This window comes from Herbiconiux liukaitaii (assembly GCF_041927495.1).
GTDB lineage: Bacteria > Actinomycetota > Actinomycetes > Actinomycetales > Microbacteriaceae > Herbiconiux > Herbiconiux liukaitaii.
In genome coordinates this window covers 666,229-685,453 of sequence record NZ_JBHFHG010000004.1, presented here as the reverse complement: position 1 = coordinate 685,453, position 19,225 = coordinate 666,229, and the positions used below count along the sequence as shown (strand labels likewise).

The following is a 19,225-nucleotide window of genomic DNA, read 5'->3' as shown; positions in this document are numbered from 1 at the left end:
GGCTGGTCGGTGGTCGCTGGTGTCGGGTGGGCTCTGCGGCTACTCGGCGGGGAGCAGCAGGGGGGCGTCTGTCACCGGCACGTCGACGTGCATGTGGGTGCAGGTGTCGTCGAACTCGGTCCAGTTCGTGAGGTTCACGGTGACGCCGGCCGAGGCGCGGCAGCCGGCCTGGCCCACGCGGGAGCCGACGGGCATCACGGGGTCGAGCAGGCTGATCATCTTGAGCGTGCCGGGGTCTGCCCCGTTGAGGCTCTTGTTGTCGAGCAGGTAGAAGTCCACAGCGTGGCCGCCGCCATCGATGTAGTGCGACGAGTTGGTGCCCGCGCCCTCGATCTGGCCCGTGCACTTGCGGTTGATGTCGCTCACGCCGACCTGGTCGAAGTTGCGCACGGCGATGGCGATGATCTCGAGCACGCGGTAGTCGACACCGCAGTCGGGCACCGTGACGCCCTGGGCGATCCAGCGGATCTCCTTGAGGTGGTCGGGCACGGAGCCCACGAGCTTGCCGGAGTCCATGGCGTCGACGAGCTCCTGGGCGAGCGATCGGCCCACGAGCAGCTGCGCCGTGGAGTAGCCGGCGGCCTGCAGCTCGCCCGCATCGGAGACGCTGTAGCCGTCGCGGTCGACGAACTCGGTGGAGGCGTCGGCGGCGGTGACGAGCTGCTGGGTGGCGGGGGCCGCGGAGGAGAGGCTGAGGTTCATGGCCAGCGCGTCGTCGGGATCGGCGGAGACGGTGGCGGGGAGGGCCACGACGGCCGTCATGGCCACCACGAAGGCCATGGCGACGGCGGTGATGCCCGACTTGGCCCACGAGCGGCGCTTCGAGCGGGCGGCTGCGGGGCCGGATCGGCGGGTGGCGGGGCTGGAGCTGCTCGTGGGGCTGGCGGGGCCGGTGCGCTCGGCGCGAGAAGATGCGGCGCTGCGGATGGCGGGCTGGCGGCGACGGGTGCCCTCGCTGCGGGTGGCGATGAGGTCGGTGGGGAAGCCTGGCTCTTCGGCGACCGCGGGTGCGGAGGGTCGCAGGTCGCGGCGGCGGCTCGCGGAGGCTGACGCTGCGGGGGTGGGTGACACGGGAGTCGACTCGTCGTCGGCGATGACGAGAGCTTCGACGACGTCGTCATCCTCATCGTCGTCACGCGCCGCGGACTGTCGGTTTGTCTCGACAGCGGGCTCGTCGTGGGCGGGCGCTGCATCTGCAGACTCGGCGTCGGCGGGCGCAGTGTCCGCGGCGGCAGCGGGCGAGGTGGCGTCGGGCGCTACGTCTGTCGGCGCTGCGTCGGTCGGCTCGGCGTCGGGGGCCGGGGGGAGCGGGAGGTCGACGTGGGGGTCGAGCGGCGCGGAGCCGGCGGGGGCGATCTCGAGGTCGGCGATCTCCTCGGCGCGCAGGGCGAGCTCGCGCTCGCGCAGCTGGCGGCGGGTGAGCGGGGCGGCGGCACCGGATGCCTGGAGTGCGGTCGTCTCGGCGGCGGCGATCTCGGCGAGGCGCTGTTCGCGCAGCTGGCGGCGCGTGAGCACGGGCTGGTCGTCGAGAGAGTTCTGGGGTGCCGGATCGGGGTTCAGGTCGCGAGGCGGCTGGCCGTCAGCGCGCGGATCCGGATGTGTCAAACGTCAGTGCTCTCGGGTCGATCGGGGGTGGCTCGCACACGGGTGATGACGAGGCCACGACTAGGGGGATTGCACCAGCTTAACAAATCCGCCTGGAAAACCCCAGAGCGGGTTCTCCATCCGTCCCGACGAGCGCCATCGACGAGGGCTACTGAGGGTTACCTAAGCTAGAGGCATGACCCCCGATGAGCCGCTGCTGCGGGCACGCGGCGTGCGCATCCGGCACGACGGCAGCGAGCGCTTCACACCGGACGGCGTGGGGTTCGATGTGCGTGCCGGCGAGGTCGTGCTCGTGCTCGGGCCGTCGGGGAGCGGCAAGTCCACGCTCGCGCTCGCCCTCAACGGGCTCGTGCCGCACGCCGTTCCCGCGGAGCTCGAGGGCAGCGTGGTGGTCGACGGACTGGACACCGCGGCCTCGACTGTGGCCGAGCTGAGCCGGCGCGTGTCGATGGTGTTCCAGGATCCGGATGCCCAGATCGTCACCGGCACCCTGCTCGACGAGGTGTGCTTCGGGCCGGAGAACCTGCTCGTGCCCGTGGCCGAGGTGCTCGAACGCGCCGAGGAGGCCCTGCGCCAGGTGGGACTCTGGGAGCGCCGTGACGAGAACCCCGACAGGCTCTCCGGCGGCGGGCGGCAGCGGCTCGCCATCGCGTGCGCGCTCGCGCTGCGGTCGCCGCTCATCGTGCTCGACGAGCCCACCGCGAACCTCGATCCGGTGGGCATCGACGAGGTGTACGCCGTGCTCGAGCGGCTCGTGCGCACGGGGGAGCACGCGCTCGTGCTCGTGGAGCACAACCTCGATGCGGCCCTGGAGCTCGTGGACCGGGTGGTGGTGATCGACCGCTCGGGCCGCCCCGCCTTCGACGGCCCCGCCGGGTCGGTGCTCCGACAGCACGCCGACGAGCTCGCGGCCATGGGCGTCTGGCTCCCCACGGCCCTCCTGGCGGGCCAGCGCCTCCGAGCCGCCGGCCACCCCGTGCCCGACCTCCCCCTCACCCCCGCCGCCCTCACCACCCTCCTCGACACCCTCCCGCCCCCGCCCCGCACCCCCACCGCCGCCCCCGCCGCTCGACCTGCCCCCACCGCCGGCCCCGCCACACCACCCGCCGCCGGCCCCGCCCCCACCGAACCCGCCGCCCCGTCCATTGCCGGTCCCGCCGCGCCACCAACCACCGGTTCCAGCCCGGCAGCACGACTCACGACCAGCGCTGCCGCCCCACCCGCCGCCACCTCCGCACCTGCCGTCTCCGACGGTGGACCCACCGCACCGCCCGGCAACGCGGCACCCGCCGCCACCAACCCGCCCACCGCCTCCGCACCTGCCGTCTCCGCCGGTGGACTCACCCCACCACCCGCCGGCGCGGCGCCCATCGCCGCCACCACCCCCTCGGCGGCTGTCGTGGTGCGGGGGCTTCGTATGGAGAAGGGGGGCGCGCGCATCCTGCATGGGGTCGATCTGGAGGTGGGGCGGGGGGCGTTCGTGGCGATCGTCGGCACGAACGGGGCGGGCAAGACCACGCTGCTGCAGTCGATCGCCGGGGTGGCGCGGCCGCCGCGAGGCACCGTGGAGGTGCTCGGGATCGACCCCGCGCGGGTCGACGTGCGGGTGCTCGCGCGGACGATCGGGTTCGTGTTCCAGAATCCGGAGCACCAGTTCATCCGCGGCACCGTGGCTGAGGAGCTCGCGCACGGGCTCGAGCTGCAGCGGGTGGGGGTCGACGAGATCGAACAACAGGTCGCGCGGATGCTCGACCGCTTCGGTCTCGCCGAGCACCGCGACGTGCATCCGTTCCTCCTCTCCGGTGGGCAGAAGCGGCGGCTCTCGGTGGGCACCGCGCTCATCGCGGGCGCGCCGGTGCTCGCGCTCGACGAGCCCACCTTCGGTCAGGATCGCTCCCGCGCCACCGAGCTCCTCGACATCCTCGGCGCCCTGAACGCGGCGGGCACGACCGTGCTCGTGGTCACGCACGACCTGCAGCTCGTGGCCGACTACGCCTCGCACGTGGTGGTGCTCGAGAGCGGTCGCGTCGCCGCCTTCGACCGCACGGCGGCGGTGCTCGCCTCGGGCGCGCTCGAGGCCGCGGGCCTCGCGGCACCCCCGCTCGTGCGCGCCTTCCGCGCCGCCGCCGACCCCGCGTGGCACCCCTTCACCCGCCTCACCGACCTCGACCCCCCGGCCCCCGCCGCCACCGCGACCGCGATTCCCACGGCGGGCGGCCACGAGCCGCGGGTGGGGTCGTGAGCGTGGAGGCGGGGCGGGGGCGGGTGGATCCGTATGCGGAGGCCGGGGACTTCGGGGCCGTGCGATTCCTGCATCGGTTGAACCCGCTGGCGAAGGTGGCGGCGCCGTTGCCGGCGATCGTGGCGCTCGTCGTGTCGCGGGACATCGCTGTGCCGCTCGCGTTCATCGTGCTCGCGCTCGCGCTGCTCCTCGTGGGCGCCCACCTCGGCGGCCGTGCCCTGCTCGGCCTGTTCGTGGCGCTCCCCCTCGCCGCCGCGGTGCTCTCCGTGAGCTTCGGCGTCTGGACCGACCCCTCCCGCGTCGACGACACCCCCGTGCTCCTGCAGCTCGGCGACTACCGCCTGCACCTCGGCGCGCTGGCAGTGGGTGCCGCGACCTCGCTGCGGCTCATCGCCATCCTCGTGCTCTCGCTGCTCGCCGGCCTCACGTCGACGGGCCCCGACCTCGTGCGCGCGCTCGTGCAGCAGCTGCACGTGCCGTATCGCGTGGGCTACACGGCCCTCGCCGCCTACCGCTTCGTGCCGCGCTTCGGGCACGAGCTCGAGGTCATCCGCCAGGCCCATCGGGTGCGCGGGATGGCGCCGGGCCGCGGCCCCCTCTCGGCCGTGCGCCGCTGGCTCGGCTACGTGGTGCCGCTGCTGGCCGGGGGCATCCGGCACGCCGAACGGGTGGCACTCGCCATGGACTCCCGCGCATTCGGCGCCCACCCCACCCGCACCGAGCGGCACCTCGTGCCCTTCCGCACCCGCGACTGGGCGTTCATGCTCCTCTTCTGGCTCGCGACCGCCGCAGTCCTCACGACCGCGCCCCTCCTCCCCTGACGGCGTGAGTCGCGCCCAAGTGTCGCCAAACCCGCCGTTTCGGCCCGAATAGCGACACTTAGCCGCGACTCACCGGGGGTGGGTGGGGTGGGGTGGGCCCGATGCGGCAGGGGGGAGTCGGATGGGCCCTGTGCGGCGGGGAGGTGGTGGGATGGCGGGCCCGGGGGGGGCGGGGCGGAGGTGGGATGGCGGGCCCGGGGGGCGGGGCGGAGGTGGGATGGCGGGCCCGGGGGGGGCGGGGTGGGCGGGGTGGGCCCGGGGCCGGTAGGGGAAGTGCGGCGCGGGTGGCGGGCCGGTGGAGTGGGCGCGGGCGGGTGGGGGTGCGGCGCGAGCGGCGGGGCGGGGGGCTAGGGGCGGGCTCTGACGGGGAGGGAGACCACGAGGACTGCTACCACCACGAGGGCGGCCGCTATGGGGGTGGTCCAGTCGACACCGTGGCCCTGGCCCGGCGCGATGAGGTCGATCGCGATCGAGCCCACGAGCTGCCCCGAGATCGAGCACAGCCCGAGCAGCAGCACCCCCGTGACCCGCACGGCCGTCGCGAGGCCGAAGATGAACGTGACGCCGAGCGGTCCGCCGAGGTACAGCCACCACTCCGTGGGGAACGCCGTCGGGAACCCGCCCACCACCGCAGCATGCACGAGCGCGATGAGGATGAGGATGCCGGCGCCCGCGATGAAGTTGAAGAGCGTCGAGGTGACGGCAGAGCCCGCGGCGGCCGCGATCCGCCCGTTGGCCGCCTGCTGCACCGACTGCACGGCCCCCGCCGCGAACGGCAGGAGCAGCAGCCAGAACGGGATCTCTGGATCGATGTGGGCGGCCACCGACCACACCACTACGGCGAACGCGATGCCCGCCCCGAAGACCCGCCGCACGGTGAGGTAGCGCCGCCCGCCCGGTCCGATGCCGACGCGGTCGACGATGAGCCCGGTGATGGTCTGCCCGCCGATGAACGCGATCGTGAAGAGCGACACCCCCACGAGCGCCGACGCGAGGCTCTGCGTGAGCACGAAGACGGCGCCTCCGAAGCCCGCGAAGAGCATCCAGAACGGCAGTCGGCCGGCGCGCACCTCGGCGAAGGCGCGTCTCGCGCCGTGCCGCGCGGAGGGCGTGAGCAGCACGATGACCACCACGATCACGAGCCCCACGCCGAAGCTCACGGCCGCCGCCGTGTAGCCGTCGCCGAGGCGCCGGCCGAACTCGCCGTTGACGCGCGACTGCGTGGCCATGAGCACGCCGCACGCGACGGCGACGCCGACCGCCGCCCAGAGGGGCAGGCGGCCGGCGGTCGGCGGCGGTGCGATGGTCATGCGGTGGGGATGAGCCCTACCTCGCGTCGGCAGAACCGGCGGATGCACCAGGCCCGGTGGGTGCACCGGTCTGGTCGGTGTCCGCCGAGATCTCGCGCAGGATCCGGTCGCCCGGCTGCACCGTGATCATCTCGGCCTCGATCTCGGCACGGCCGAGCAGCTCGTCCATGCGACGACCGCGGCTGCGGCCGATGAGCGTCACGACCGTGCCCTTCTTGCCCGCGCGGCCGGTGCGACCCGCCCGATGCAGGTAGGTCTTGTACTCGTCGGGCGCATCCGCCTGGATGACCAGGTCGATGTCGTCGACGTGGATGCCGCGGGCCGCGACATCCGTGGCCACGAGCACGTTGACCTTGCCGCTCGTGAGCATCTGCAGGTTGCGGGTGCGGCGCGACTGGTTGAGGTCGCCGTGCAGGCTCGTGGCCGGGAAGCCGGCGTCTTCGAGCTGCTCGGTGAGCATCTCGGCGTAGGCCCTGGTGCGCGAGAAGATGAGCGTCTTGCCGTGGCGGTCGGCGAGCTGCTTGATGATGTCGCTCTTGTCGCGGCTCTCGACGATGAGCACGCGGTGATCGATGGTGGAGGACGCCTGGTCCTCACCCGCGACCTCGTGCACGCTCGGCTCCACGAGGAACTCGTCGACGAGCTTGGCCACACCCTTGTCGAGGGTGGCCGAGAAGAGCAGCTTCTGGCCGCCGGGACGGGTGCGGCGGAGGATGCGCTGCACGGGCTCGAGGAACCCGAGGTCGCACATGTGGTCGGCCTCGTCGAGCACCGTGATGGTGACCTCGGAGAGGTCGAGTCGACGCTGCTCGATGAGGTCCTCGATGCGACCGGGGGTGCCGATGATGATGTCGACGCCGCGCTGCAGCGCACCCACCTGGCGGTGCTGCGAGACGCCGCCGTAGATCTGGGTGGTGAAGAGGCCCACGGATCGCGCGATCGGCTGCACGGTGCGGTCGATCTGCAGGGCCAGCTCGCGGGTGGGGGCGAGGATGAGCGCGCGGGGCTTGCGGCCCGGCTTGCGGTTGGCGCCGCCGCCGTTCTCGAGCAGTCGCTCCACGAGGGGGGCGCCGAACGCGATGGTCTTGCCGGAGCCGGTGCGGCCGCGGCCGAGCACGTCCTTGCCCTTCAGCACCATGGGGATGGTGGCGGCCTGGATGGGGAACGGGCTGTCAGCGCCCTGCCCGGTGAGCATCTTGACGATGTTCTCGCCGAGACCGAGGTCGGCGAAGGTCACGCCCTCGACCTCCTCGGCGATCGTGGCCTTGGCCTCGAGGCGCTCGAGCACGATGTCGTCGTCGCCGTGGTTGGTGCCGTAGGCGGGCTTGGCGTCGCGGTTCGGGTAGAAGCTGGAGGGGCGCTCGGTGCCGGCGCTGCGGTCGTCGCTGCGGGGGCCGCGGTCGGCGCGGTCGTAGCCGCCGGTGCGGGCCGGTCGCTCGTCGCGGTCGAACGAGCGCTTGGGGCGGTCGTCGAAGCTGCGGGCGGGGCGCTCGGTGCGGTCCGGACGCTCGTCGCGGGCCGCGCGGTCGTAGCCGCCGGTGCGGGCGGGGCGCTCGGTGCGGTCGTCGCGGTCGAACGAGCGCGACGGGCGCTCGGTGCGATCCGTCGAGGGGCGCTGGTAGTCGCTCGTGCGGGGGGCGCGGTCGTCGCGATCCCACGAGCGCTTGGGGCGCTCGGTGCGCTCGGCGGGGCGGAAGTCCTTCTCGGGGCGCGTGGAGCGGTTGAAGCCGTTCTCGTCGACGCGAGGTGCCTTGCCGGTCTTGCCGGCGGCGCGCTCGGCGGCACGCTCGGCCGCGATGGCGGAGCGGCGCTCCTCGTTGCGGGCGTCGTTCCACTTCTGGCGGTCGGTGCGAGCGGGCTCGCTGCGGCCGCCGCGGTCGTCGCGACCGTAGGAGGGGCGCTCGTCGCGGTTGTACGCGGGGCGCTCGCCACGGTTGTAGGCGGGGCGCTCGTCGCGGCCGTACGCCGGACCCTCGCCACGGTCGGAACCGGGGCGCTCGCTGCGGCCGGTGCCGGGGCGCTCGCTGCGGCCGGTGCCGGTGCCGGACTTGTGGAATCCGTTCTCGCGGCTCGGACGCTCGTACCCACCACGGGCAGGACGATCACCATACGACGGACGCTCGGAACGGTCACCGTACGAGGGACGGTCCCCACCACGAGCAGGACGATCACCATACGACGGACGCTCGGAGCGGTCACCGTACGAGGGTCGGTCTCCACCACGAGCAGGACGATCACCATAGGAGGGACGGTCGTTGCCACGAGCAGGACGGTCACCGTAGGAGGGACGGTCGTTGCCACGGGCCGGACGGTCGCCATAGGAGGGACGGTCGGTGCCGCGGGCAGGACGGTCGCCGTACGACGGGCGGTCGGTGCCACGGGCCGGACGGTCGCCGTAGGCGCCGCGCTCCGGGCGGTCGTTGTAGGAGGGACGCTCGCCACGGGCCGGGCGGTCGCCGTACGAGGGGCGGTCGGTGCCGCGGCCGCTGGGGGCGGCACCGCGGGAGGCGCGGTCGTCGGAGTTCCAGCGCTGCTTGCGCGCTGCGCCCTCTTCTTCGGGGCGGAAGCCCCGGTGTCCAGCACTGCGGCTGCCGGCCTTGGGGCCGCCCTTGCCTGGAGTGCGGGGCTCGTAGTTCTTGGCAGCCTTGAAGCCGCCCGATTTGTTGCTCTTGGGCATGGTTCTTTCCGGGTTATCTCGAAATGCGCACACCCCAACGCCCGTTGGAGGTGATCTTCAGAACCCGGCTAGTGCCTATCCGGGGCCGTGTCGTACGCGACGTTCACCAGTGACCAGCGCATCAACGCACTGACTGGAGAAACCGGCCCACCAGACTTACAAACCCTTCCGCGATGCAACTCGCGGTGTCCAGAGCCGACCGGACTACGTTACACGATCCGCCCCCGAAGGTCGAGCCGCACGCCCGATCAGCTCTCGGGCTGAGTGCCCCCGTCGGGCGTCGTGCCCTCCTCGGGCTGAGTGCCGCCCTCCGGCATCGTGCCCTCCTCAGGTAGCCTGCCGCCTTCCGGCATCGTGCCCTCCTCAGGCAACGTGCCGCCCCCAGGAGGCGTGAAGCCCTCGGGGGGCGTGCCGCCGAACCCGGGGCCGCCACCCGACTCCGATCCCGAACCCGATCCTGAACCCGACCCAGACCCGTCGCCCGACCCCGACCCGTCGCCCGATCCAGGGCCGTAGCCCGCCCCCGGCCCCCCGCTGCCATCGGCTCCGGATCCCACGCCCAGTCCGCTCTGGATCGCCGACACCACAGGCCCAGCGGCGAGCCCCGCCACCACGCCGCCGCCACCCCCGAGCAGCAGCCCGATGACCAGCGCCCCTGCCCCGATGCCCACCACGGCCCCCGTGGTGAACGAACCCCGTCGAGCGGCGGATTCGGCTGGAGCGGCGGATTCGGTCGGCGCAGCGGACCCAGGGGATGCAGCGTGTTCAGCAGGCGCGGTGGATTCAGCAGGCGCAGTGGATTCAGCGGAGGCAGCGCGTTCAGCGGATCCAGCAGGCGGTCGATTCTCAGTCATCCACCCACTGTGAGCACCCGACCTTGCATCCCTCTATGACCAGCCCCAGAGCCCAGCAAGAGACGCGCCAGCACGACGCGGCCCGCCCTACTCCTTCGTGCCACCCGCCGTCAGCCCGCTCACCAGGAACCGCTGCGAGAACAGGAAGATGATGAGCACAGGCGCCACCGACAGCAGCGTCGCCAACGCCAGCACGGGCAACGAGATGGTGACCGACCCCGCCGTGGTGGGGTTGAACAGCGGCACGTTCGACAGCAGCTCAGCGAGCCCCACCTGGATGGGCGACTTGCGCCCGGGCACCATGACGAACGGCAGGAAGTAGTTGTTCCAGTTGCCCACCAGGCTGAAGAACCCCACGAGCGCGATCACCGGGGTCGCCAGCGGCATCGCCACTTGCGCGAACACCCGAAACTCCCCCGCCCCGTCGATGCGCGCCGCATTGAGCAGGTCGCGCGACACCGCCGTGGAGAAGTAAATGTACGTGAGGTACACCCCGAACGGGAAGAACGAGAACGGCAGGATGACCGAGAGCGGCGTGCCCACGAGCTTGAGCGCGCTCAGCTCGAGGAAGATCGGCAGCACGAGCGCGGTGTTCGGGATGAGCATGACGATGAGCGTGGTGACGAGCAGCACCTTGCGGAACCGGTACTCCACCATGGCCATCGCGTACCCGGCCGGGATGCTCACGACGAGCGTGATCACGAGCGCCACCCCGGTGTAGAGCGTGGCGTTGCCGAGCCACACCCACACGATCCCGTTCTGGAACGCCATGAGCTCGCCCCAGTTGGAGGCCAGCGTCTCGAACCCGCCGAAGCTGAACGGCGCATCGAGCAGCAGCTGCCGCGCGGTCTTGGTGGGCGCCAGCAGCAGCCACACGATCGGCACCACGAAGAACAGCACGAAGACGCCGATGACGCTCCAGGCCAGCACCCGCCCGATCCATCGACCGGGGCCGGGGCCGGAGCCGGAGCCGGGGGTCAGCCCGCGCCCACCCGACCGGCGAGCGGATGCATCCGCCCCCGGCTTCACGATGAGTCGTTCACTCGCGCTCAAAGAGACCTCCACGGAAGACGAACAGCGCCGAGAGCCCGGCGGCGACCACGAGCAGCAGCAGCGAGATGGCAGCCGATCCGTTGAAGTCGTTCTGCCGGAAGGCGAAGAGATAGGCGAGCTGGTTGAGGGAGTAGTCGGGCGGCACGACGCCCTTCGAGGCCTGCGAGAGCACTCGCGGCTCGACGAAGAGCTGGGTTCCCGCGGCGAGCGACATGACCGCCATGTACGAGATCCACTTGCGCATGAGCGGGATCTGGATGTGCCACGCGGTCTTGACGGGGCCGGCACCGTCGATGCGCGCCGCCTCCATGACCTCGACGGGGATGTTGTTGAGCGCGCCGTACATGATGATGATCCAGCCGCCCGCCCCCGCCCAGAAGGCGATGAGCGTGAAGATGATCGGCAGGTTGTCGAGCGAGACCGTCTGCACGAAGGTCTCGAGACCGAAGAGGTTGAGGAGGCCGGCCACGGGGCTCACGGCCGGGTCGAGCAGGAACAGCCACAGCATCACGCTCGACGCCCCGGCGAGAGCCCCCGGGATGTAGAAGAGGAAGCGCGACGCCGACGACAGCCAGCGCACCCGGATGGCGTGCACGAGAAGGGCCAGCAGCACCACGAGGATGATGAGCGAGATCAGCCAGATCGCCACGAACAGCGCCACGTGCTGCACCGCGGGCCAGAACCGGTAGTCCGCGAACACCTTCACGAAGTTGTCGATGCCGACGAAGGAACCGTTTTTCGTGAACGCCAGGACCACCGCGTACAGCGCGGGCACGATGCCGAACGCGATGAGCAGGATGGCGTAGCCGCTGGAGAACAGGTAGCCGATGCGGGTCTGGCTGCGATCGGGCTTTCTGCGGCGGCGGCCCTGCCGCCGACCCTCGTCTTCGAGAGGGGCGGCGGCAGGAGCCGTGAGCTGGGCCGTGGTGGTGATGATCTCTGCCTTACTGCTCGACCGTGTAGCCCTGGACCTGGGCTTCGTTGAGGATCTGCTCCCGCCAGTCGGGCACGACATCCGCGATGGTCTTGCCCTCGGCGAGCGCGGGCACCACCACGGCGGCGTAGGCCGTCTCGGGGCTGAAGCTCGGGAAGCTCCAGCCGTCCCAGACACTGGCTGCCGCGGTCGAGACCGCCGACTTGAAGTCGCCCACGAAGAAGGCGCTCTCGGCCTGGGCGTCGAGCCAGGTCGATGCCGCGGAGTCGTAGGCCGGGAGACCGGAGTTGAGCGCGGCCGACTCGTCGGAGGCGGTGGCGAACTCGAGGAAGGTCTCGACGGCGTCGAGGTTCTTCGAGTGGCTCGAGGCGTACCAGACGCCGCCGCCGACGTTGCCGGTCACCTTGTCCTCACCCTCCCAGTAGAGCGGATCGGCGGCACCGAACGTGCCCGCCTCGGCGTTGACGCTGTCGGGGTTCTGGAAGAGCGCCCCGGCGTACCATGCCGGCCCCGGCATCGCGACGATCTTGTCGGAGTAGTTCTCCACGAACGGAGCGCTGAACACGCTGTCCTGCACGAGGCTGCCGTTCGCGACCATGCCGTCGAGCAGGTCGGTCATCGCGACCGAGTGCGGGTCGTCGAAGTCGGAGACGAACGTCTCGCCGTCGAGCTGGAAGATGGGGGCCTGAGCGCCCCAGTAGTAGACGTAGGTGCCCACGAACGAGTCGCCGACCGATCCGAGGATGTAGCCGGGGTGCTCGGCGGCGAGCTTCTCGCCCATCGCCTCGTACTCCTCCCACGTGGTGGGGATCTCGTAGCCGAACTCGTCGAGTAGCTTCTGGTTGTACCAGAGCACCACGGGGGCGAGGTCGTTGCGCAGGCCGTAGACGGTGTCGTCGACCGTCATGGGGTCGTTGGCGCCGTCGGTGAAGCCGTCGAGGAACTCGTCGCTGAAGTAGCCCTTGTTGAGCGGAGCGGCGAAGGCCTGCACCCCGTTGGTCTCCTTGGCGGCCCAGGATGCGTCGTTCGTCTGCGTGGAGAAGACCACGTCGGGCCAGCCCTCGCCTGACTGGTCGAAGAGCGCGACCTTGGTCTGGAACGATCCGGATCCGCCGGCGTTGCCGTCGTAGGTCTCGATGCTGATCGGCACATCGGGGTTGGCCTCCTCGAAGGCCTTCGCGATCGGTTCGCGTGCGGCGTCGACCCAGACGGTGATGGTGCTGCCGTCTTCCTGGTCGGCGGTGGCGAATCCGTAGTCGCTGTTGACCTCGCCCGAGCCGCCGGCGCAGCCGGCGAGGGCGACCACCGTGAAGGCGGCCGTAGCGGTTGCGAGAATCCGGGCGATGGAGCGGCGGTGCTGTCCTGCCATGAGCGAGTCCTTCATGTCGGCGTCGTTGTCGATCCGCTGTTTCCGAGCGGTGGAGCTATCTGATCATACATCTTACGTATGAGCAATAGTTAGCGCTGCCATACCCTGACAGTTTACTAGGATGTGCGTCATGACCCTGTCGAGCACTCCCGCCACCGGCCTCTTCGCCGGCGGGGAGAAGCGTGCGCCCGCCACCCGGCTGGGTGTGGCCGTGGTGCACGACCTGGTGGCCGCGATCGTCACCGGATCCGTGAAGCCGGGCGATCCGCTGCCCCCCGAGGGCGAGCTCGTGAGCGCCTTCGGGGTGAGTCGCACGGTCATCCGCGAGTCGGTGAAGCGGCTCGAGGAGAAGGGCATGGTGACCGTGGCCCAGGGGCGCGGCACCGTCGTGACGCAGCCCTCGGAGTGGAACCTGCTCGACCGCGTGGTGATCTCGACGATGATCGAGAACGACGAGACGCTCGGGATCCTCGACGAGCTCGCGCAGGTGCGCGGCGATCTCGAGTCCACCATGACCGCCGCGGCCGCTCGTCGCCGCACCGACGCGGACATCGAGGCCCTGAAGACGGCGCTGCAGGTGCAGCGCGATGCGATCGCCGACATCGAGGCCTTCCAGGCGCTCGACCGGGCCTTCCACAGCTGCATCATGGAGACCTCGGGCAGCCGCCTGGCGGAGTCGATCGCGCACACGCTCGTGCAGCGGGCCAGCGAGTACGCGCGGTTCCACGGCGAGCCGGGGCCCGAGGCGCTCGCGCTGACGCTCGTGGAGCACCAGCACGTGCTCGATGCGATCGTGGCGGGCGATGCCGAGGCCGCGGCCGTGCTCATGCGCGAGCACATCGCGAGCTCCTGGGAGCGGCGCCGCCTCCCCCGCTAAGCTCGCTGAGCCCGCTGCCGCGGACGATCAGGCCTTCGGGCGGATGCGGAGGGTCGTGAGGCCGCCGTCGACGTCGAGCGCGGTGCCCGTGGTGGCCGAGGCGAGCGGGCTCGCGAGGTAGGCGATCGCGTGCGCGACCTCCTCGGGCGTGACCATGCGACCCGTCGGCTGGCGCGCGTCGAGCGCTGCCCGCTCGGCCACCGGATCGTCGTACTTCTTGAGGTAGTTCGACACGAAGGGCGTGTCGACGGTGCCGGGGCGCACACAGTTGACCCGCACGCCCTCGCGCACGTGGTCGACGGCCATGCCGTAGGTGAGAGCGAGCACGGCGCCCTTCGACGCACTGTAGAGCGCGCGCTCCGGGATCCCGTTGCTGGCCGAGACCGAGCAGGTGTTCACGATCGCCGCGTGGGCGGATTCGCGCAGCCACGGCAGGGCCGCGGCGCTCACTCTGGCCACGCCGATGACGTTGATGTCGAGCACTCGGCGCCAGTCGTCGTCGGAGTTGGCCTCGACCGTGCCGATGGCGCTCACCCCGGCGTTGTTGATGACGATGTCGATGCCGCCCGCCCACTCGGCCACGGCCGCGACGGCCGCATCCACCGAGTCGCGGGAGGTGACGTCGGCCGTGAAGCCCGTGAGGCCCTCGGGCAGGTCGCTCGCGTTGAGGTCGAGCACGGCCACCCGCGCGCCGCGTGCGGCGAGCAGCAGGGAGGTGGCGAGGCCGATCCCCGAGGCGCCGCCCGTGACGATGGCCGTGAGGCCGGCGAATTCACTCATGGCTCACGAACTCCTGACGTGCGCGGCCGAGGCCGTCGATCTCGAGCTCCACCACGTCGCCCACGCGCAGGTAGGGCTGGCCCTCCATGCCCATGGCCACGCCGGCGGGTGTGCCCGTGTTGATGATGTCGCCCGGTCGCAGCACCATGAACTGGCTCACGTACCAGACCACGTGCTGCAGCGAGAAGATCTGGTTGACGGTGGATCCGTTCTGGCGCAGCTCGCCGTTGACCCAGAGGCGCAGGCCGAGTGCCTGCGGGTCGTCGAACTCGTCGGCGGTGGCGAGCCACGGGCCGAGCGGGTTGAAGCCCTCGCAGCTCTTGCCCTTGTCCCAGGTGCCGCCGAGCTCGAGCTGGAACTCGCGCTCCGAGACGTCGTGCGAGAGCACGTAGCCGGCGATGTGCTCAGCCGCCTGCTCCACGGAGTCGAGGTAGCGGGCGGTGCGGCCGATCACGATGCCGAGCTCGACCTCCCAGTCGGTCTTCGTGGAGTTGCGCGGGATCGGCACGGGGTCGGAGGCGCCGCCGAGCGTCGACGGGTCCTTCATGAAGACGACGGGCTCGGGCGGGTAGGCCGCACCCGTCTCGTCGGCGTGATCACGGTAGTTGAGGCCGATGCAGACGATCTTCGTGGGCTGGGCGAGCGGAGCGCCGAGTCGGGCCTCCTGATCGGCGAGCGCGGTGAGCTCACCCGCGTCGAGGGCGGCCTGCACTCTGGCGGGCCCGTCGCCGGCGAGGAAGGCGCCGTCGATGTCGCCCGTGAGCGGGCTCAGGTCGTAGGCCGTGCCGTCGACGAGCACGGCGGGGAGCTCGTGGCCGGCGGGGCCACGTCGTTGCAGCTTCATGGGGTGCGCTTTCTGTGCTCGGTGAGGGGGTGCTCGGTGCGGGGATTCTCGGTTCGGGAGTGCTCGGCGAGGGGCTGCCCGCTGAGGGAATGCTCGGCAAGGGGGGCGCGGGAGTGGGCGGCGAGCCGCAGACCGGCGCGCTCGGGTCGCACGTGCGGACCGGCGGGCACTCGCCAGCCGGGGGTGGCGGAGAGCGAGGCGATCATCTCGAGGTCGACGGTGATGCCGAGACCCGGGGTGTCGCCCAGCTCGATCCCGCCGTCGGTGATGGTCTGGTCGATGGTGAGGCCCACGGGCCAGCCGAGATCCTGCACCTCGGTGGCGAGGTGGTTCGGCACCGCGGCGGCGGCGTGCGCCACGGGGTTGCCGTTGTAGCCCACAGGGCTCACGGGCAGCTCGCGGGCATGCGCGACGGCGGAGACCCGCAGGAAGTGCGTGATCCCCCACACCATGCCGGCCTGCACCACGTCGACGGCGTTCGCGTCGAGCAGCGGTCCGTACTGCTCGAGGCCCACGAGGTTCTCGCCCGTGGCCACCGAGGCGCGCACGCCGCGGCTCACGATGGCGTGGCCCTCCGCGTCCCAGCGGCGCACGGGCTCCTCGATCCAGGTGAGGGGCACGGCCTCCTCGACCTGGCACACGTAGCGCACGGCCTGCTTGCGGTTCCAGGCCTCGTTGGCGTCGAGCATGAGGGCCGGATGCGGGGTGTTGCGCCGCAGCACGTCGCCCACGGCTTGGAGTCGCGCGATGTCGGTCTCGGCGTCGAGGCCGCCCTTGAGCTTGGCGCTCGTGAAGCCGCGGTCGGCGTAGCGCTCGTAGAGGGCCACGAGCGCGTCGTCGTCGAGGGCGATGTCGAGGCCGGAGGCGTAGCCGGGCACGAAGCGGTCGCGGGCGCCGAGGGTGCGCCAGAGGGGTTCGTCGGCCATCTTCGCCTTGAGATCCCAGAGCGCCATGTCGATCGCGCCGATGGTGCCGAAGGTGGGCCCGGCGTGACCGGACTTGAAGACGTGCGCGAGCATGCGGTCGTAGAGGGCCACGACGGCTCGCGGATCCTCCCCCTCGATGGCGGGGAACACCCGGGCGATGTCGGCGTGGGCGCCGAGGCCGACTCCGGTGAGCCCGCCGTCGGTGTGCAGCAGGAGCACACCGACATCCGTGATGCCGCCGGTGATGACGCCGTTCGCGTCGCCCACGGGGCGGCCCCAGTCGTGCACAGTGGCGAGGCTCGTGAAGCCGGTGATCTTCATGCTCTCCCCGTGTCTGTCTGCGGTGACCGCACGTCTCGAAAGCGGTGGACTCCGCGGCATCGAGGGTGGGGTGCTAAAGAGCATACATCATATGTTCTATCTCTGGCGAGCGCGGATGGCGTGCCATAGGGCATCCGGCACCGGGGTGCCGTAGAGGTCGGCGTTGCGGTCGACCTGTTCTGCTGTGCGCATGCCGAGGGTCACATTGACGACCGCCGGATGCGCGAGCGGGTAGGCGATGGCCGCCCGGGGCAGGGTCACGCCGTGCGCCTCGCAGAGTTCGGCGAGCGCGATGGTGCGCGCGAGCAGTTCGGGGGGCACGGGGCCGTAGTCGTAGCGGGCATCGGGGGCGGGGCGGTCGGTGGCGAGCAGGCCGGAGTTGAACACGGCGACGGCGACGATGGACTTGCCGTGGGCTGCGGCCGCGTCGAGCGCGGGGAGCGCCGACTCCTGCTCGAGCAGTGTGTAGCGGCCGGCGAGCATGGCCACGTCGATCGCATCGGCGGCGAAGAGCTCGGCCAGCTGGCCGGCGTCGTTGGTGCCGACGCCCCTCGCGCCGATCACGCCCTGGTCGCGCAGTTCGGTGAGGGTCTCGGCGGCCTCCCAGGCCGCGTGCTCGCCGAACTGGTCGGGGTCGTGGGCGTAGACGATGTCGAGGCGGTCGGTACCGAGCCGTTCGAGGCTCTGCTCGATCGAGCGCAGGATGCCGTCGCGGGAGAAGTCCCACTGCCGGCGCAGGGTGTCGGGCACCACGAAGTCGGCATCCTGGCCCGTGGGGTGCTCGTTGGGCACGAGCAGGCGGCCGACCTTGCTCGAGAGCACGAACTCGTGCCGCGGCCTGTCGGCCAGTGCTCGCCCGAGCCTCTGCTCGGAGAGGCCGAGGCCGTAGTGGGGGGCGGTGTCGAAATAGCGGATGCCGCGCTCCCAGGCGCGGTCGACCGCCTCGCGCGCCTCCTCGTCGGAGGTCTCGCGGTAGAGGTTGCCGAGGCTCGCGGCCCCGAACCCCAGCTCGGTGAGGGCGAGCCCGGTGCCGCCGACCGCCCGCGTGGGCAGAGAACCAGAAGTAGTCACGAGAGAGCTCCAGTGCTGATGTCGTCTCCGCGCGGGCCGAGGGGGACGGGGGTGGTGGGGCCGTAGGCGGCGCGGGCTGTGAGGGAGTCGAACGCTCGCTGCTCGTCGGGGGAGAGCGCTGCCGACCAGTCGAGGTAGTGGGCGAGCCAGGGGGCGTAGTCGTCGGCGAGCCGTACGAGCGGCCAGTCGGAGCCGAACATCAGTCGCCCCGGCCCGAACGCCTCGAGCGCTACGCCGCCCGCCCACGCAAGCCGCGCGCGGCTGGCCTCCTCCCCCCGCACGGCGATCCCCGACACCTTCGCCACCACGTTGGGCCGCTCAGCGAGCGCCCGCAGATCCCGCTCCCAGCGCCCGGCCTCGTCATCCGACGCCCCGCTCGCAGCGTCAGGGTCAGTGGGGGTGGCAGGGCCGGCGGGCGGTTGGCCGAGGTGGTCGAGGACGAGGCGCAGGGTGGGGTGGGCGTCGGCCACGCGGGCTGTGAGTGGCAGCTGCCACGGGCGCACCACGAGGTCGAAGGGCAGCCCCGCCGCGGCGAGCGCCTCGAGCCCGCGCGCGACACCGGGCCGCAGCAGCCACTCGGGGTCGGGATCGACGTGCGCCAGGTGGCGGATGCCGGCGAGCCGGTGCCCACCCGGAGCCTCGCGCAGGGCAGCGATCCGCTCACTAACGCTGTCGGCATCGAGGTCGAGCCAGCCCACCACCGGTCCGCGCGCTGTGCGCAGCAGGTCGAGCGTCTCCCCCGCGTCGTTCAGCGCCTGCACGAGCACGGCCCCACCGAACACCACCCCACCGGCCACCCCACCAGATCCCACCCCGTCGGATTCCACCTCGTCGTCGACGGGCCGGCGCGGCGACGCGCCGCTCCCTGGGCCACCGGGTCTCGCCACCTCCGGGCGCGCCGCGCACAGTGTGACGGCGGTGGTGGCTGTGTGGTGGAGCTCGGCGACGGAGAAGTCGCGGTCGATGTCGGGGAGCGAGGCGTCGATCCAGGGGATCGGGGTGCGCGAGCGGTCCCAGACGTGCGCGTGGCCGTCGACGATCACCCTCGTTGCCCCGGCGACCGCGGCGGCCGTGGCGGGGGTGGCGGGGGTGGCCGTCACGGGAGGTGCCAGACCTCGGTGAAGGGGGCCCAGCGCTCGCCCGCGGGCTGGTCGGCGAAGAGGGGCACTTGGCAGGGGTCGGTGCGGGTCCACCACTCCTGCGTCACCGGATCCGCCGCGATCTGCGCCATCGCCGCGTCGTGGTCGTCGCCGACGTACTCGTAGTAGGAGACGAGCACGTCGCCGCGCACGAAGATCGTGTAGTTGGTGACCCCGGCGGCCGAGAGCGTCGCCTCCACCTGCGGCCACACGGCGGCGTGCAGCGCCAGGTACTCCTCGCGCTTCGACGGTTCGATCCCCACGACGGCCGCGTGCCGCTCGGCCCGCCGACCCTCGCCCGCGCTCTGCTGCCCGTTGCCGTTCTCCACGCCGATGCTCCCTTGCCTCGCTGCCACTTCGCGCATCATCATACATATGCCCTTTGCGCTTCGCGCGACTGCC

Annotated in this window: 16 protein-coding genes; 3 read left to right on the top strand and 13 right to left on the bottom strand. The window is 71.7% G+C overall.

Annotated elements, in window-relative coordinates:
- Window positions 1–39: 39 nt before the first annotated feature.
- On the bottom strand, window positions 40–1,605 hold the full coding sequence (locus tag ACEXQC_RS10875; protein WP_374821639.1) for a hypothetical protein: 1,566 nt from the start codon (window positions 1,603–1,605) through the stop codon (window positions 40–42).
- 175 nt (window positions 1,606–1,780) lie between these two features.
- On the opposite strand from ACEXQC_RS10875, the gene ACEXQC_RS10870 reads away from it, so the two are divergent.
- Both ACEXQC_RS10870 and ACEXQC_RS10865 read left to right on the top strand, forming a co-directional pair.
- Entirely contained in the window at window positions 1,781–3,847 is a 2,067-nt protein-coding gene (locus tag ACEXQC_RS10870) for an ABC transporter ATP-binding protein (RefSeq protein WP_374821636.1), read from the top strand.
- Window positions 3,844–4,668, top strand: a complete 825-nt coding sequence (locus ACEXQC_RS10865) for an energy-coupling factor transporter transmembrane component T family protein (RefSeq protein WP_374821633.1) — start codon at window positions 3,844–3,846, stop codon at window positions 4,666–4,668. Before ACEXQC_RS10870 ends, ACEXQC_RS10865 begins: the two co-directional genes overlap by 4 nt.
- 347 nt (window positions 4,669–5,015) lie before the next feature.
- On the opposite strand, the gene ACEXQC_RS10860 is transcribed toward ACEXQC_RS10865, so the two are convergent.
- From ACEXQC_RS10860 to ACEXQC_RS10835, 6 genes are all read right to left on the bottom strand, one after another.
- Complete coding sequence (locus ACEXQC_RS10860) at window positions 5,016–5,978, bottom strand: DMT family transporter (RefSeq protein WP_374821630.1); 963 nt, start codon at window positions 5,976–5,978, stop codon at window positions 5,016–5,018.
- 16 nt (window positions 5,979–5,994) lie between these two features.
- Window positions 5,995–8,655, bottom strand: a complete 2,661-nt coding sequence (locus ACEXQC_RS10855; RefSeq protein WP_374821627.1) for a DEAD/DEAH box helicase — start codon at window positions 8,653–8,655, stop codon at window positions 5,995–5,997.
- Window positions 8,656–8,903: 248 nt separating this feature from the next.
- Window positions 8,904–9,326: a hypothetical protein gene (locus ACEXQC_RS10850; RefSeq protein WP_374821624.1), complete on the bottom strand. Its 423-nt coding sequence runs from the start codon at window positions 9,324–9,326 to the stop codon at window positions 8,904–8,906.
- Window positions 9,327–9,596: 270 nt separating this feature from the next.
- Window positions 9,597–10,562 carry a carbohydrate ABC transporter permease gene (locus ACEXQC_RS10845; protein ID WP_374821621.1) on the bottom strand — a complete coding sequence of 322 codons (966 nt, stop codon included), beginning with the start codon at window positions 10,560–10,562 and terminating at the stop codon, window positions 9,597–9,599.
- Complete coding sequence (locus tag ACEXQC_RS10840) at window positions 10,549–11,577, bottom strand: carbohydrate ABC transporter permease (protein ID WP_374821619.1); 1,029 nt, start codon at window positions 11,575–11,577, stop codon at window positions 10,549–10,551. The genes ACEXQC_RS10845 and ACEXQC_RS10840 overlap by 14 nt, the downstream gene beginning before the upstream one ends.
- On the bottom strand, window positions 11,507–12,865 hold the full coding sequence (locus tag ACEXQC_RS10835) for an ABC transporter substrate-binding protein (RefSeq protein WP_374821616.1): 1,359 nt from the start codon (window positions 12,863–12,865) through the stop codon (window positions 11,507–11,509). The genes ACEXQC_RS10840 and ACEXQC_RS10835 overlap by 71 nt, the downstream gene beginning before the upstream one ends.
- 130 nt (window positions 12,866–12,995) lie before the next feature.
- Here ACEXQC_RS10835 and ACEXQC_RS10830 point away from each other — a divergent pair, with 130 nt between their 5' ends.
- Entirely contained in the window at window positions 12,996–13,742 is a 747-nt protein-coding gene (locus tag ACEXQC_RS10830; RefSeq protein WP_374821614.1) for a FadR/GntR family transcriptional regulator, read from the top strand.
- A gap of 27 nt (window positions 13,743–13,769) precedes the next feature.
- Here the strand turns inward: ACEXQC_RS10830 and ACEXQC_RS10825 are convergent, their stop codons facing one another.
- The 6 genes from ACEXQC_RS10825 to ACEXQC_RS10800 form a co-directional block, all read right to left on the bottom strand.
- On the bottom strand, window positions 13,770–14,522 hold the full coding sequence (locus tag ACEXQC_RS10825) for an SDR family NAD(P)-dependent oxidoreductase (protein ID WP_374821611.1): 753 nt from the start codon (window positions 14,520–14,522) through the stop codon (window positions 13,770–13,772).
- Complete coding sequence (locus tag ACEXQC_RS10820; RefSeq protein ID WP_374821608.1) at window positions 14,515–15,366, bottom strand: fumarylacetoacetate hydrolase family protein; 852 nt, start codon at window positions 15,364–15,366, stop codon at window positions 14,515–14,517. Before ACEXQC_RS10820 ends, ACEXQC_RS10825 begins: the two co-directional genes overlap by 8 nt.
- A complete protein-coding gene (locus tag ACEXQC_RS10815) occupies window positions 15,363–16,613 on the bottom strand; it encodes a mandelate racemase/muconate lactonizing enzyme family protein (protein WP_374821605.1) in 1,251 nt (416 codons plus the stop codon). Before ACEXQC_RS10815 ends, ACEXQC_RS10820 begins: the two co-directional genes overlap by 4 nt.
- 96 nt (window positions 16,614–16,709) lie before the next feature.
- Window positions 16,710–17,684 (bottom strand): aldo/keto reductase, encoded by a 975-nt coding sequence (locus ACEXQC_RS10810; RefSeq protein ID WP_374821603.1) that lies wholly within the window; start codon window positions 17,682–17,684, stop codon window positions 16,710–16,712.
- On the bottom strand, window positions 17,681–18,784 hold the full coding sequence (locus tag ACEXQC_RS10805; protein WP_374821600.1) for an amidohydrolase family protein: 1,104 nt from the start codon (window positions 18,782–18,784) through the stop codon (window positions 17,681–17,683). The genes ACEXQC_RS10810 and ACEXQC_RS10805 overlap by 4 nt, the downstream gene beginning before the upstream one ends.
- Window positions 18,781–19,179 (bottom strand): L-rhamnose mutarotase, encoded by a 399-nt coding sequence (locus ACEXQC_RS10800; protein WP_374821597.1) that lies wholly within the window; start codon window positions 19,177–19,179, stop codon window positions 18,781–18,783. Before ACEXQC_RS10800 ends, ACEXQC_RS10805 begins: the two co-directional genes overlap by 4 nt.
- Between the last annotated feature and the right edge of the window lie 46 nt (window positions 19,180–19,225).